The organism is Microcystis sp. M109S1, assembly GCF_020247025.1.
Classification (GTDB): domain Bacteria; phylum Cyanobacteriota; class Cyanobacteriia; order Cyanobacteriales; family Microcystaceae; genus Microcystis.
Map to the genome: position 1 here is coordinate 1 of NZ_JADBRW010000461.1, position 14,232 is coordinate 14,232.

General features: G+C 43.6%; 15 protein-coding genes and 3 pseudogenes. 7 read left to right on the forward strand and 11 right to left on the reverse strand.

From position 1 onward, the window contains the following. Window positions 1–228: 228 nt before the first annotated feature. The 7 genes and pseudogenes from IM322_RS22615 to ccmO all read right to left on the reverse strand — a co-directional run bounded on the left by IM322_RS22615 (window position 229) and on the right by ccmO (window position 5,435). Entirely contained in the window at window positions 229–636 is a 408-nt protein-coding gene (locus IM322_RS22615; RefSeq protein WP_287713334.1) for a PIN domain-containing protein, read from the reverse strand. Next, window positions 636–845: a DUF2281 domain-containing protein gene (locus IM322_RS22620; protein WP_287685142.1), complete on the reverse strand. Its 210-nt coding sequence runs from the start codon at window positions 843–845 to the stop codon at window positions 636–638. Before IM322_RS22620 ends, IM322_RS22615 begins: the two co-directional genes overlap by 1 nt. 312 nt (window positions 846–1,157) lie before the next feature. After that, window positions 1,158–1,532: pseudogene (locus IM322_RS22625) on the reverse strand (type II toxin-antitoxin system PemK/MazF family toxin). Next, complete coding sequence (locus IM322_RS22630; protein WP_287672132.1) at window positions 1,513–1,815, reverse strand: hypothetical protein; 303 nt, start codon at window positions 1,813–1,815, stop codon at window positions 1,513–1,515. The pseudogene IM322_RS22625 and the gene IM322_RS22630 overlap by 20 nt, the downstream one beginning before the upstream one ends. Window positions 1,816–2,004: 189 nt before the next feature. Further along, the gene (locus IM322_RS22635) at window positions 2,005–3,309 is read right to left on the reverse strand and encodes a site-specific DNA-methyltransferase (protein WP_287672131.1); all 1,305 of its coding nucleotides are present in this window, start codon (window positions 3,307–3,309) and stop codon (window positions 2,005–2,007) included. Between the two features lie 260 nt (window positions 3,310–3,569). Further along, window positions 3,570–4,184, reverse strand: coding sequence for a bstEII (locus IM322_RS22640; protein WP_287672130.1), 615 nt, complete (start codon window positions 4,182–4,184; stop codon window positions 3,570–3,572). 450 nt (window positions 4,185–4,634) lie between these two features. Continuing rightward, complete coding sequence (gene ccmO / locus IM322_RS22645; RefSeq protein WP_002775137.1) at window positions 4,635–5,435, reverse strand: beta-carboxysome assembly protein CcmO; 801 nt, start codon at window positions 5,433–5,435, stop codon at window positions 4,635–4,637. Between the two features lie 213 nt (window positions 5,436–5,648). Here ccmO and IM322_RS22650 point away from each other — a divergent pair, with 213 nt between their 5' ends. From IM322_RS22650 to IM322_RS22660, 3 genes are all read left to right on the forward strand, one after another. Then, window positions 5,649–6,728, forward strand: coding sequence for a RuBisCO accumulation factor 1 (locus tag IM322_RS22650; protein WP_287672129.1), 1,080 nt, complete (start codon window positions 5,649–5,651; stop codon window positions 6,726–6,728). Between the two features lie 267 nt (window positions 6,729–6,995). Then, on the forward strand, window positions 6,996–8,033 hold the full coding sequence (csaB, locus tag IM322_RS22655; protein WP_287672128.1) for a polysaccharide pyruvyl transferase CsaB: 1,038 nt from the start codon (window positions 6,996–6,998) through the stop codon (window positions 8,031–8,033). Between the two features lie 507 nt (window positions 8,034–8,540). Next, on the forward strand, window positions 8,541–8,891 hold the full coding sequence (locus tag IM322_RS22660; protein WP_287672127.1) for a hypothetical protein: 351 nt from the start codon (window positions 8,541–8,543) through the stop codon (window positions 8,889–8,891). On the opposite strand, the gene IM322_RS22665 is transcribed toward IM322_RS22660, so the two are convergent. The 3 genes from IM322_RS22665 to IM322_RS22675 form a co-directional block, all read right to left on the reverse strand. Then, window positions 8,892–9,461 (reverse strand): ExbD/TolR family protein, encoded by a 570-nt coding sequence (locus tag IM322_RS22665; RefSeq protein ID WP_287672126.1) that lies wholly within the window; start codon window positions 9,459–9,461, stop codon window positions 8,892–8,894. Between the two features lie 18 nt (window positions 9,462–9,479). Then, window positions 9,480–10,118, reverse strand: a complete 639-nt coding sequence (locus tag IM322_RS22670) for a MotA/TolQ/ExbB proton channel family protein (RefSeq protein ID WP_287672133.1) — start codon at window positions 10,116–10,118, stop codon at window positions 9,480–9,482. Window positions 10,119–10,446: 328 nt separating this feature from the next. Next, a complete protein-coding gene (locus tag IM322_RS22675) occupies window positions 10,447–11,352 on the reverse strand; it encodes a metal ABC transporter permease (RefSeq protein WP_287672125.1) in 906 nt (301 codons plus the stop codon). 134 nt (window positions 11,353–11,486) lie between these two features. Here IM322_RS22675 and IM322_RS22680 point away from each other — a divergent pair, with 134 nt between their 5' ends. The 4 genes and pseudogenes from IM322_RS22680 to IM322_RS22695 form a co-directional block, all read left to right on the forward strand. Continuing rightward, complete coding sequence (locus IM322_RS22680; protein ID WP_286824561.1) at window positions 11,487–12,005, forward strand: cofactor assembly of complex C subunit B; 519 nt, start codon at window positions 11,487–11,489, stop codon at window positions 12,003–12,005. A 7-nt stretch (window positions 12,006–12,012) separates the two neighbouring features. Next, a complete protein-coding gene (locus IM322_RS22685) occupies window positions 12,013–12,429 on the forward strand; it encodes an acyl-CoA thioesterase (protein ID WP_287076532.1) in 417 nt (138 codons plus the stop codon). Between the two features lie 3 nt (window positions 12,430–12,432). Then, window positions 12,433–13,062 carry a DUF1361 domain-containing protein gene (locus tag IM322_RS22690; protein WP_287672124.1) on the forward strand — a complete coding sequence of 210 codons (630 nt, stop codon included), beginning with the start codon at window positions 12,433–12,435 and terminating at the stop codon, window positions 13,060–13,062. Between the two features lie 126 nt (window positions 13,063–13,188). Next, window positions 13,189–14,070, forward strand: a pseudogene (locus IM322_RS22695) (aromatic ring-hydroxylating dioxygenase subunit alpha); the annotation flags it as partial. A 34-nt stretch (window positions 14,071–14,104) separates the two neighbouring features. On the opposite strand, the pseudogene IM322_RS22700 reads toward IM322_RS22695, so the two are convergent. Then, window positions 14,105–14,232 (reverse strand): annotated as a pseudogene (locus IM322_RS22700) (RNA-guided endonuclease TnpB family protein); the annotation flags it as partial.

Sequence of the window (14,232 nt, forward strand, 5' to 3'; positions counted from 1 at the left end):
CAGGTGGTCAACTACCTAATTTTCAGGGAAAAAGTACCTGAATTTTCCCCCTGATCACTCCCATGCCTGGTACTTTTTGATTGACAAAAAGTCTAAAAGTCTTACCCAACAAGGTTTTTAGATTTATTCAGCAGACCCTAAGTAAGCTTTCTTGGGCATTTTATCCCCTCGTCTTTGCCCGTTTTATGATAACAGGATTTGGTATTGTTGACTGACGGGAGCAAGCAATTAATTTCTAATTTTAAGCACTTGCATAGGAGTCAAACGTCTTTGCTCTGTCTTGTCAAAATCTTGATCAAAACTCACAATAGTAGCTTTTTCAAGCTCGGCAGCAACATATTGGTAAGCATCATCAAAATCCAAGCGAAAGAGAGCTATTATTTCTACGACTCTCTTCATTTGGTTAGCAGGAATACTGACCAGTACAACACCAGCATCAATCAAAACGTCGTCCACAAATTTGACAAAAACGTCTCTTTGATTCAGCCGATTACAGATCACCCCGATAGAATGTAAAGTAAAATCAGTTATACACATATCAGAGGGCGAGAGCGTATCAAGTAGCTCCGCAACAACCTCCGCCTGTCCTTGTCCTAATAAGCGTTCTAGCCAAATATTCGTATCCAGAAGAAACACTAGCCATTTCTCCATTCAACTGCAAGATGCTGTAACTCAATTGATGTGTAATCGGTTTTAAGCATCCCTGCCCAGTCTTGACGGAGTTTACGTCTTATGGGTTGGTTAGATTTACTTAAAAGTGACTCTACAAACGTTTGTACTTCAACCTTTAACTGGGGCGATAATTGTCTCACCAGTTCTTCTAGTGATTTTGCTGATGTACTCATGTGTTTTACCAATTCAACTTTTTGTAGTAGTTGATAACTAATCTACCACCAGTCTAGCATAGGATTTGATAAGAAATAGCACTAATCTTGAAAACCCCTATAACCCAGTATAGCGCCCTAAAGCAAGCCCTCCAACCCCATCTAGGGGTGCTACCCAGTGCCTTCGACATCGCACATGGTGCGTTCCCCAAAAATCTATTAGTGGAGCAGTAGGAGCCACCTTAGGGAACGCACCCTACCAGCTGAATTCCCCCGCCATTTTGGTCTATTTTCCAGCATCAGTGGCTTTTTGTTGGTCGGGTGCAAGATTTGTTAGACCTCAAATTCGATTACAGTAGCAATGGAGGCTACAATTTCCAGCATTGTAATTTCAGAAACGCTTCCTAATTTACGAATAAACCTTTGTCAATCCACCCCTCTTAGTTGAAGAGTATCAATTGCAGAAGCTTTATTCAATTCATTGATACTGTTAGGTTCAATTTTAAGGTGCCAGAAATTTGCTGAAAAATATGTTTTCCAGTCTGTAATAGGAGCAATAAGCTTGATAGGAAGCTTTCCTACTGAATCCGAACTGATGACGACAGCAGGACGCACCTTTTTGATTTCTGCACCAACAGTAGGATCGAAGTTGACTAACCAAATTTCTCCACGTTTTGGCAGCTCAGGGTTAATAGTCAATGATGTCACCTGCCATTAACTCCTGCCATTCAGAATCTTGTTGATAGTGAGAGAGCATTATATCGGCTTGACTTTTGAGAATATTCCTACGTTCAGTCATTGGTAACTTCAGAAGAGCAAGACGCTGTTTTAAGGATGGAGAGATATCTGCGGTGGTAGAAGAATCAGAACTAACTTCTTCAAGCAAAATAACTACCTCAACAGTTTGTCCTACAGTCAGATCTGGAGATTCAATTTCAATTCTATTTCCCGGTAGGACTTTTGCTGTCGTGTACAAAGTTGATTTAACCATTTTAAGCCTTCTCTTTAAGTATTGTTGTTAATGTAGCTTATTAAGATCAGCGACCGCACTTAAACCCACAGTTTCAATCAATGTGCATGGTGCGTTCCCCAAAATCGCTCGCTGGAGCAGTAGGACTTGCATTAGGGAACGCACCCTACAGCTTATTGGTTCCGCATAACGGATAAGTTCAGCGGCGCGCTAAAGCGCGCGTCCGCTGGAACGAATTGTTAGAACCCCGTTTGGCGATGTAATGTCAGCATCTTTAGGCTGAATGTTTTCTTCCGCAGCCTCTTCAAACAGTGTGAAGTCGGCAATGCTGAATAATGGCAATGAAGCTTTTTTGGATTTCTCATTGACAAAATCACCCATACGATCCGAGCCATTAGCCATCCTATGCAATATTGTTGTAATAGCCTCCTGGCTACGATCAACACCAATCCATTTTCGCCCAAGCTCTGATGCCACCACTAATGTGGTTCCAGACCCTGCATAGCAATCTAGGACAAGATCACCGGGATTTGATGATGCTTCAATAATTCTAGAAAGAAGTGCAGGATTCTTTTCCGTTGGATAGCCGGTTATATGAATGTTTTGATTATGCGCATCACGAAAGTCCATCCAAATGTCTTGCACTGGAATTCCAGCGCTATTTTCAAGATAGATTTTTCGGCGCGGGTTTCCCGTTGGCGACCAATAAATCTCTCCACGGGCATCCATCTCATCTAGGGTTGACGGTTTATATTGCCAATGCTTTCCGGGTGGCGGCAGCTTGCCTTTCCACTCCCCACCTGTTTCCCCGTTACGGACACCGGGAGCATGGACGGGTACTTTTTTGTATCTGCGCCCATCGGGATCAAGGCATGGATACTCCTTTACTGATTTAACTTCATCCCATGGTTCAATTGGTCGGTTCCATACATAGTTATCGCTCTTTGTGTAGAAAAGAATGTAGTCGGCTACATTTCCGTATGTCTTTCTCGTGTAGTTCTTAGGATTGCACTTCTTGCGCGTTATGCAATTTCGGAAATTTTTCTCTCCGAAAATTTCATCTAAGACGACGCGAAAATGAAAAATCATTCTTTCATCAAGGTGAAGGTATAGCGAACCATCATCGGCCAACAAACGGTGAATTAAAATTAGGCGTTCGCGTAACGTTTCAACAAAATCAGGTCCAACAAGATGATCGTCATAAGCATGGTTTTGTTTTCTTGACTCAAAGGATGATGCAGTTGCAAATGGAGGATCGATGTAAACAAGTTTCACTTTTCCGCTTACGGCTTCATCCTTCGCTAAAGCCGCAAGTACAGCCAAGTTGTCCCCGTGGTAAAGCCTATTATCGCCGCCTGAATATGCCGAATTTGGCGAGTAGTGTCCTGCGGGAAGCGCAAGAATATCTTCTTGTGCCTTTTTTCCGGGGTACTCTAGGCGAAAACCATTAGTGTCCACAGGCGACACCCTTTCTCCTTTTGTACGATTTCCCATGCCTGGAATTGGAACCGCCATACTTAAGACCTCAACCATTCAGATGTGATGCGATCTGGAACCATGCGCAGCGTGACAACCTTTACTCGGTCTGGCCATTGATCTTCGATGTATGCGTAATCATTCCACATAGAACCAAGTAAGAGGCCTGGGCCGTCATTTACATAGACCACTTTGATATGCGGCAATCCATGACTCTCTGCATAGTCAAGAATCTCTTGGGCAACTTCACGATATTGACCTGTGCGATCGTCCTCCTGTGCACCGCCGCGATCTGAGTCCTAGCGAGCCAAACCAATAGCAAGCACTTTCTTGCCTTCATAGATAACGAAGTCTACTGGACGATCTGGCTTCGGATAATCCTTAAAAACATTTCCTAGCAGCACATCTTTACCTGCTCTTTGAGGGCCTGTAACAACAAACCCGATATGCTGGCTGCGCAGAACATCGAATAACCTTTCAGTTAAGTCATAGCCTTTTTTGCCGCGGTCCTTGTATTCCCAAAGCACTGCGCATAAAGCTTCGTCGGGCATGGGGCGACTGTCAAATTTTTGTTGGACTTCGACAATATTCCTGAAAGCATCACCAAACTGAGCGCATATTTTATCTGCGTCTGTTTTTCTTTTTAACATTTCAACTGGTGTTTGTGGGCTAACGTACTTCTTAAATACACGGCAAAGCTGCGTACGCATCCACTGATTCCTCGTGTCCATAATAGCGGTGAAAAAGTTAGTGGAAGAATGCGATGCCTTTAGCAATAGCCCAAACTCGACTAGAACTGGCTCATATAATCGGCAAGCGTCAGGGAGAATATCTGGGTAATACTCACCCGTGGCGAGTGTGATCCACGCCTCAGCTTCGGATTTGTAGTCGGAAAATTTTCGTTCTTTTTTCATTGAGCTTGCAGACCCACTATTTAAGAGGTTCTAACTACATATTATAGGTCAACTTTCTGTATAACACTCTCCAGAATAACGATATGGGTCAACTTTCAGCATATCAATCTATTTAGGCGCAATCGCCAGAACTTTTCCCTATATCACGCCCAAAAGCGTGTTTAGCCAGATTAGTATATTGCCAAAAACCTTGTTTAACCAAATTCCTGACAATAGGCTAATTCTACCGATGATTATTCGATCTGACCGCACCTCTTGACAAAAATTTATCATTATTCGATTCGTTTAATTGTCGGGGGCTTCTGTAAAGATTTTTTACCGTCAAATTATCATTCATACCCGATACAAGTATCCACCCCACACCCACCAACAAACTTTTTGCTGCAAACCCTAATTCAACCTTTTGGTCCTGTACTTTTAGCAGCACAGGACCAAAGTTGAAAATAAAAATTAATAACTGTCCTCATCGGTGATAACTTCCACGGGAATCACTTCTTCTAACACTTTTTCCTGCATTTCTTGGCGACGAATCGGTATTTTGGTTTTTTCCAATTCCGGTAAAGCGACTAATTCCCGTTGTTTTTCCCGGACGGTATTGGGTAACAACATCGGTAAAGGTTCGGGGGTTTCTAACCAGTAGCTGGCTACCGGTAGGGTATGTTCTAAATCTTCCAATAAACGGGGAATAATCATCACCGCGTGCAGTTCACCGATTTTCTCTGCTTCCCGCATTCCCGCATCAATGGCCACGGCCACATTAGCGACGGAACCCCGGATAATGGCCGTACACAAACCATCCCCAATCGTTTCGTAGGAAGCTAACTGCACATCGGCCGATTTTAACATGGCATCGGCTGCCCCCACCATAGCGGGAAAACCGCGGGTTTCCAAGAGACCGATCGACATATTGCTCAGTTTGCTGAAACCCCGTTGACTTTGGGCAATTTCGGCTAAACGGCTACCAATTGGGAAAATTACCTCTAAATTGGGCATCGGTCGCGGAATAACCGATTTAGATACCAATTGTCCGAACTGTGCGGCGGTTTTTGCCCCTTCTTCCACTGCTAACCGCACATCGGCAATATTACCACGCACGATCGCTGTACAGTGACCACCGCCAATTTTTTCGTAACCCACGAGGGTAACTTCTGCTGATTTTAGCATCATATCCGCCGTCCCGACGATCGCCGGAAAGCTGAGGGTAGAGACTAAACCCAAGGCGCTATCTTTGGGGTGACGCTTGGTTTTCATCGTCCTTTGACCGGGGTTAGTTGGGGACGAGGGGGGAATGCTTCCATTAACTCTTAATCTAGACATTGAAGATAAACTTGCCCTAACAGGTACGAAGGGGGTGATTGTCAGCTATCCTGTTACTATCTAGTCTATCCTGTTAACCTTAATTGCTCTTGAAGATTTTTGAGGGATTAGATAAATTTTAGTTATTGTAGCTTGATCAAGTTGTCTATGACAGAACAGCCTCGCAGTACAGATGATCGAATCAGCGAAACGGAAGCGACCGAATTAATGCGCTCGCTGCTTCATAAGGAAGGAAATTGGGTGAATTGGGGGCAAAAATGTCAAAAACTGCAAAAAGCTGGCTACGATTCCCAGTTAATCTTTGAACAAACGGGTTTTCAAAATGCCCAACAAAATTTAATTATTGTCGCTGCCCAAGTTTTTGAGAGTTTAATCAAAGCGGGGGCAGCTGAAGATTTATTAAGTTACTACATCGGGCCGCGCAGTGATGTGTTATACGAATTGCGGATTCTCAATCAAGAACAAAGACTGGGGGCAGCGAAGTTAGCGGCAGAAAAAAGGATTGAGGTGGCTGAAGCACACGATATCGCCAAAGCTATCCAAGATTTTTCCCGTTTATCCCAGATTCCCAGTGAATTTACTCGTCATCCTGGAGATGCGATCGCTTATCAGTGTTGGAAACGGGGCAAACAAAAGCGAGATTTAGCCGAAAGAGCGAAATTAATCGCTAAAGGGTTGAAATTTGCCCATTCTGACTCGGCCAGACAGGCGATCGAGTCTTTACTACAAGATTTTACCGTTACTCCCTCCCGTAGCGCTCCCCTGCTACCCGTCCATCGTTTACAGGATGAGGACGAATTAGCCAGAATTATTCCTTTGGTAGGAAGATTTCCAGTGACGGTAACTGATATAAAACACACAGAAAGTTTGAGCGTCGAGGAACCTTTTCGACTGGTAACGGTGGGGGATAAACAAACGATTGTGCCTCTCCCCGGTTGGCAAGCAATTCTCAAAGCGATCGATCCTATAGCTATTTTATGGCCTAGCGATCAATTACCTCGATCGATTGCCACCAGATCCGAAGAAGTTTTATTAGTGATCGATCGAGTTTTGGCCGAATGGGACGTGAACAATTATTATCTGGTAGAGAGAGATAATTCCGTCTCTTTACAATGGTTTGATAGTCCCCCCGATGTCACCATCTTAGGTCAATTAGTCTTGATTTTAAGAGCCAAAAATATCCTCGATGAAAAAAACATCACCGAACCCTGGCAAATGGACGACTAAATCAGTGATCAGTTATCAGTAAACAGTGATCAGGTTTAAGCTATTAGTTATGAGTGGGAATAAGAAAATAGATAAACTGATCACTGAATCGAATAAAACTGGTCACTGCTAACTTGTAGCTGACAGCATAACTTAAGAAACTAAGAGACATTTTTAAAGTAAAAAGTAAAAAGGGAAAACCTACTTTCAAGAAAACACTGGAACAGACAACAGGCAAATGTTGACTGACAACTGATAACTGACAACTGATAACTGATAACTGAATATATGCGTGCAGTAATTTGTGGATATTATGGGAGAGGAAACGGAGGAGATGAGGCATTATTAGTGTCTCTATTGCAGATGTTGCCCTCAGCAATTAAACCTATTGTTTTGTCAAATAATCCCAGAGAAACCAGTCAACGTTATGGAGTGGAAACCTGTCCTAGTAGGGATTGGTGGCAAGTTTTTCAAACTATGAAAAAAGCGGATATATTTATCTGGGGTGGCGGCAGTTTAATGCAGGATGTCACCAGTTTTGCCAGTCCAATTTATTACGGTGGTTTAATGGCTCTTGCTCAATTATTGGGCTTAAAAACTATTGCTTGGGGCCAGGGAATTGGACCATTAAATAGACCTTTTACCCGTTGGTTAACCAAAAAAGTTTTACAAAAATGTAGTTTAGTTACTGTGCGCGATGATACTTCGGCTCATTTAGTCGCCAATTGGGGTATTCATCCCATTGTTGCCCCCGATCCAGTATGGGCTTTAGACGCTCAATCAGTCAAGGGATTATCGGATTTACCCGCCCCAAGAATCGCCGTCAATTTACGTCCCCATCCCCTATTAACCCCGGCAAAATTAGATAAATTAACCCGAGCTTTAATTGATTTACAAACCAGCACGGGGGCGTTTATTCTCTTAGTCCCTTTTCAAAAGTCGCGGGATTTGCCCCTCTGTGAAGCTGTAGCCCGTCAATTAAGGGAAAATTATCAAATCATTAGTTTAGAGGATCCAAGACAGTTAAAAGGCTTATTTCGTGGGGTAGAAATGGTGATCGGAATGCGCTTTCATAGTTTAATTATGGCCGCGGCAGAAGATTGTCGTTGTTTTGCCCTTAGTTATGATCCGAAAGTGTCGCGATTAATTGCCGAAGTACCGATGCCGGGTTGGGAATTAGATCAGTTACCAGAGGCAGTTAATGATATTAGTACCACTTGGATTAATTTTTATGCCAATGGAGAGGGATTAACCAGCGATCGCAAACATTTTTTAATCGATCGAGCTTTAATTCATCGAGAAATTTTATCTAGATTGGTGAGCTAATTTTTATTTCGAGTGCTATTACCGATGCCAGGGCTATTTCATTCTAAAAAGTCTCAAAATATGCTTAAGTCTAACCACAATGTCTCTGTGCTTTGGCCATGTTAGTAAATCCGGCTTCTCGGTAAAGATTGATGGCTAAATTCCTCTTTTAATAGTGTGATTAACTCTCAAGTTATGAATTGTTTCTCCCTGCTCCCCACTCCCTGCTCCGGCACTCCCTTCTCCCCACACCCACGAAAAACTGTTTGCCGCAAACCCTACATAGCCACAGGGTAAAACCGAGGTCTTGACCTGACAACGCCTAAACATTGTGGCATAGGTTTTAATCAAGGGGAAAGGAGGCACTCGGCACATCCCCATCCCGCTTCGCTCTCGTGTGGGGACTTCCCGTGCCATATTTTCGTTAAGGGCAGTAAAGGGATCGTTAAATCAATCATAAATTGTTATAGTCCATTTCCTCAAGAGCCTAGCATAGAGGGGAAACCTCCTTTATCCCTAGGTAATTGCATGAATGGACTACAACAACAGATTATCAGTCTTGATCGGAAAGTCGAGCGTCTACAGGATATTGTCGAAAGCCTCAGCCAGCAAATTGCTATCCTAGCTGGGGATAAATCGAGTCATTACCGGCGAGAATCCCTGGAAATGGTCGGTTTTTCCGAGTTATCCGATAATAGCCTCTACGATCATAAAGATATTCTCCGGGATCACGGTGGCAAACAAGCACCAGCTGTCAATGGCGATAATTCTTTTGCCGATGAAATCCAAATTCGCCGATTAACGGCACAATTGACGGCGGCCTACAATCGCATTGCCGCCCTCGAAGAACAATTACTCACCTATCGTATCCATTCCTAGTTAATTTCTGCCCAGAGGATTGGGTAAACTGGGCAAGGTGGGATTAGTCGGCAAATTGGGCAAAGGATTGCTATTTTCCAGGGTGGGATTATTAGCCTCCCCCGATAGAGTCGCTAAAGCCACACGATCACCGCCTGCCTGTCGCAGTAGGTCTAAAACCCCAACCACTTCGTTATAACTGGCATTTCTGGAGGCATTGAGTACCATCAGTCCATTGGGACTATATTGATGATAATTCTTGATCGCCTCGAACAGCTGGGCGCGAGTCACCATTTGTTTTTCGACGTAGAGTTGTCCGAAATCATCGAGACTAACCACCAACATTTCCCGCATCGGGGTGGTGGCGGTACTAGCTTTCGGTAAATCGAGGCTGATAGCCTGTTGGCGAGATAATCCCACTGCACCGAGAATAAAGAAAGTGAGAATACAGAAAATTACATCGATCAAGGGAACGATATTAACCTGCACATCCTCTTGAATACGGTGTTGATCATGCCATAATTTGAGCGGACGAGCCGTAATATGGCTACTATTTGGCTTTTTGTGGTTAAGAGATTTAGTTTCGGCCATGCTTGATAAGGGGGAGACTTAGCGATCGAGAGGTTTTTCTAGGTTAGCACTGAGGGCGTATTGTTGGTCTTCTTGGTGTAACCAGCGTTGGCGGTAGATAATTTCTAAATCACTGCCGGCCTTGCGAAAAATTCGGGCTTGATTGAACCAGAGTCCCTGAAAAACACGATAGAAAGCGAGGCTAAAAATAGCGACAATTAAGCCGGTAGCGGTGGAAATTAAAGCTTCACTAATACCTAAAGTTACTCCCGCCGTCGAGGAAGTTCCCAGGTCACTTAATTGAATATCGGCCAAAGAGGTAATTAAACCGAGTACCGTCCCTAATAATCCTAACAGGGGGGAAAGGGCGACGACTGCCTCAAGCATTTTATCGCCCCGTTTCATTAGGGATAATTGTTCATCGGCAGCCGATTCGAGGGCAAAGTGAAAAACCTCTGGATCTGGATTTTCTAAGCGCAGGGGAGCATAAAGATAGCTACCAATGGGGTGATTGCGGGAATCTCCGGCGACTTTTGCCGCCAAATCCCAGTTACGGATGGCGGATTCCATAATGCGATTTAAAATCTGGCCCTCACTGAGGAGAGTACGACTCCAAAACCAAATTCGTTCGATAATAGTGCTAAGAGCTAAAATAGACAGAAAAAGCAGCGGCCACATGGCCACTCCGCCTTTTTGGATTAAATCAGTTATACTCACGAGTTGTTTTGTTCCTCCAATACTGGGCGATTCGGGCTTGATTATTTAGTTTAAGATTTAAGTCGATCGATTAACATTTATACTTTTTATACCATTTTTCAAAAACTGTGGCATACTTAAGGCGTTTCTCATAAAGATGAAGTATAACTGGAGAGGGCATCCTCTGCTGTCTCCCGTCTCGACTAGGAAATTAATTTTGTCCGACTACTTATAGCAGTTATCAGTTTTTTAGTCGTCAGTCGTCGGCTTTTTTTGATCACTTGCCAAAAACCCAACCTTCTGCTGCAAACTAACGTCGTCTCAACAAATTTTTCATCTCTCCCCAGATAGAAAGTTGACCACCTAGACTAGAGGGATGAGTGAAAATTCCCTGACGGGGACTGAATAAAAAGGCCAACATAAATAGGGTAAAAGCGACAAGCACGATCGCCGGTCCAGAGGGTAAATTCCAGTAATAACTTAAATACATCCCACTGATACTAGAAATAATCCCCACACCCACACCTAAACCCATGACTTGATGGAGACGGGTAACTAAAAGATAAGCAGTGGCCGCGGGGGTAATCAAAAGGGACAAAACGAGGATTACTCCCACTGCTTGGAGACTAGCAACGATTGTCAGACCAATCAGGAGCATTAAGCCTAAATCTAATAAATTTACCGGTAAACCCGCCGCTTGCGCCCCGATTTTGTCGAAAGTGTAGAATAATAGTTCTTTATACAGGAGCAAAACGGTTAACAAAACGATAACGGCAATAATTAGGGTATCGCGGATGTCGGCAGCAGTGACACCCAGAATATTGCCGAAGAGAAAGTGATTCAGGTCAATTTTGTTGTTTTTTTGGATGAGAGTGATCAGGGTGATGCCAAGGGCAAAAAAAGCCGAGAAAACGATCCCCATGGCCGCATCTTCTTTGATTGGGGAACGATTACGGATCAAGTTAATCATTAGGGTACTGACCATTGAGGCTAGTAAAGCACCCAGTAGCAGATTAAAATTACCAATAAAAGCGATCGCTAATCCAGGTAAGACCGAGTGACTGATGGCATCGCCCAAGAGGGCCAAACGTTGTACCATCAGGTAGGTTCCCACCACCGCACAAATGATCCCGACGATGATAGCTTCAATTAGGGATCTCTGCATGAAACTATACTGTAAGGGTTCGATTAATCCTGTTAATAGATTGTTGCCCATGAATCTGCCTTGGGGTGAAATTTTTCTGATTCTCGATCGAGGTTTTGCTCCTAGGGTCTATCTTCTGATCGGGGGAGAAGATAGGTTAGGATAATTAGGATTAATTGTAAGTTTTTTCGCTCCTAACCGCCGCCATGGATACCCCCGTTCTTTCCTCAACTTTTTTTCTGACTCTCCTGCTCATGGTGGGATTATTCTTTTTTATTCGCGGTTCCGTCAAAGAGCGTATCGAACAGCGTGTCTATCTTACCAGTACCAGTGACGACCAACTATTAGAACAACTGCGAGATTATTTTGACCGACGTTCCTATCAAGTCAAGGCGATCGAACCCGAACAGAATATTGTCAGATTACAGGGTTTTGTGCCGCCTAGCCCCTTTCTAGCGATATTTTTGACAATTTTGGCGGCCTTGGGTTTATTTTGCTTATCGCTGGTGTTATCGCTGTTATTTCCCGATACTAATCCCTATATTTTTGCTCTTGTGGGTTTATCTCCCCTCGCGGGGGTTTTCTATTGGCAAAAAGTCGGCCGTTTAGAAGAAGTGGCTTTTAAAGTAGAAAGCAAATCTCAGCAAACGGAATTAACTGTAAAAGCCCATCGGGACGAGTTAAGACAACTACAAGATAGTTTAACCTTTCTAGAAAGACAATAAGCTTTTTATGTCCTACGAGCGCCTAATTTATCTGGCCGATACCGATGCGGCCGGTGTGGTTTACTTTGCCCATCTTCTCTCGATCTGTCATCAAGCCTACGAGTTTTCTTTAGCACAATTTGGCATCAATATCAAGGATTTTTTGAAAGATTCTCCGGTTGCCCTACCGATTACTCAAGCGGAAATCCAGTTTTTTCGGCCTCTTTTTTGTGGCGATCGCATACAGATTGATTTCACTGCCCGATCCCTAAGCGAAAACGAGTTTGAATTGCAGTATAAAATTTATTTGGCTGAAATCATGGTCGCAAAAGCGAAAACTCGCCATGTCTGCATCGCTCCCACCGCTAGACAAAGAATCCCTTTCCCGGAATCTTTAAAAAATTGGTTAAGATATTTATCAACCCTAGAGGAGACTGGTATTTAAGGGATGATTTGGGCAGATTTAACGATAATTTTAACTAGGGATTGGTGGCACAATGCTTGGCAATTATTTAACCTTAGCACCGGGAGGATTATCTGGAATTCTTTTCTGGCTTTTATCCCCTTTATCCTTAGCTTTTGGCTATTTCGGATCGCCCTCGATCGTTCCCTACTCTGGTGGTTAATTCTCTTAGTTTTCCTGCTTTTTTTACCCAATGCTCCCTATATTCTCACCGATAGCATTCATTTAATCGCCTATCTTCAGCAGGATTACGCCAAAAGTTTAATTTTTTTAGTTTTAATCCCCCAGTATAGCTTCTTTATTTTTATTGGCTTTCAGCTATACGTTCTCTCCTTACTTAATTTAAAAAGTTATTGTCAGCAAAGTCAGCTAAATTCAGCAGTTTTACCCCTAGAAATAATTCTCCATTTTTTAAGTGCGATCGGTATCTATTTAGGACGGTTTCTCCGACTGAATAGTTGGTATCTAGTCACTCAACCGCAGCAACTATTCTGGAGTTTGCAGAATTTACTGACTCAAAAACCTTTGATATTCATCTCTGTCTGTTTTTTAATTATTTGGCTACTATACGAAATCAATAAAAGGCTTTACAATCGATTTTTTGGCTACAATTAACACCTATCGGGGATTTCCACCCTCTCCTAGTCTCTTTCGGATTAATTAAAAGATAGTAGGAAGACAGAGATCAATTTGCCACACCGATATTATGATGATGATCAATATTTTTTCTCTCTCATCGCCATGACGAGCGCTGATCAATCTCAACCCCTCCCTAGGGATGACTGTTTTCACTACCAAAATTGTTGGTATCCTGTGTTATTCGTGCAGGATTGGCAAAAAAATCCCTACTCTTTCTCTCTTTATGGGCAACCATTGCTAATATTTCGCGATCAGCAGGGAAAATGGGGCTGTTTGCTCGATCGCTGTCCCCATCGCTTGGCTAAACTCTCCACAGGACAGATGATCGCTGGGCGTTTAGAATGTTTGTACCATGGTTGGCAGTTCGAGACGGATGGAAAATGTTCCCATATTCCCCAACTGCCAGTCAATACCCCGATTCCCCGCAATGCCAAGGTTAAATCCTATAGGGTGGTGGAACGTCAGGGAGTCCTCTGGGTTTGGTTAGGAGAACAGGAAACAGCGAAAGAAAGCGATATTCCTATCATCAAAGACCTAGAAGACCCCAATTGTGTCCATACCGATTATGTCATCGATTTTCCCTACGAACAGGGCTATTTACTCGAAAATCTCCTCGATCCCGCCCATGTTAATATTAGCCATGATCGCAGCGAATTCGGGGCAAAACGGGAAAATGCTCAACCGTTAGCCTTCCAAATCCTCGAAATCTCGGCGCGGGGAATTCGCAGTCAGTGGCGCAATAGCCGCAATCCGCAGGAAAGCTGGAAATATCTGGATTTTCTAGCCCCTAATCTCGTTCATTATCGTTTTTCTCTGCCTAATCCCGATTGGTATGCTGGATTGGCTTTATACGGGATTTCTCTCGGTCAAGGTCGTTCTCGCTTACTGATGCGACGTTACCAAAATTTTGCCGTTAACTCCCGTCAATACCGTTGGCGCTGGTTGGAACATCTGCGTCAAAGTCGCATCCTCGAAGTTGACATCCTCGCCGCCCTAAAAGTGCGGCGATTCCCAAACCTCACGATTTAGGTTTCTGCTTCTTTCCCTTGCGGGGTTCCGCACCTGCCTTAACAGATTTACTCTGTTCTGGTCTTATGGTCGCTCTACAGACTGACACCGCAAGTCCTGCGGCCAAAATGTTTTTAC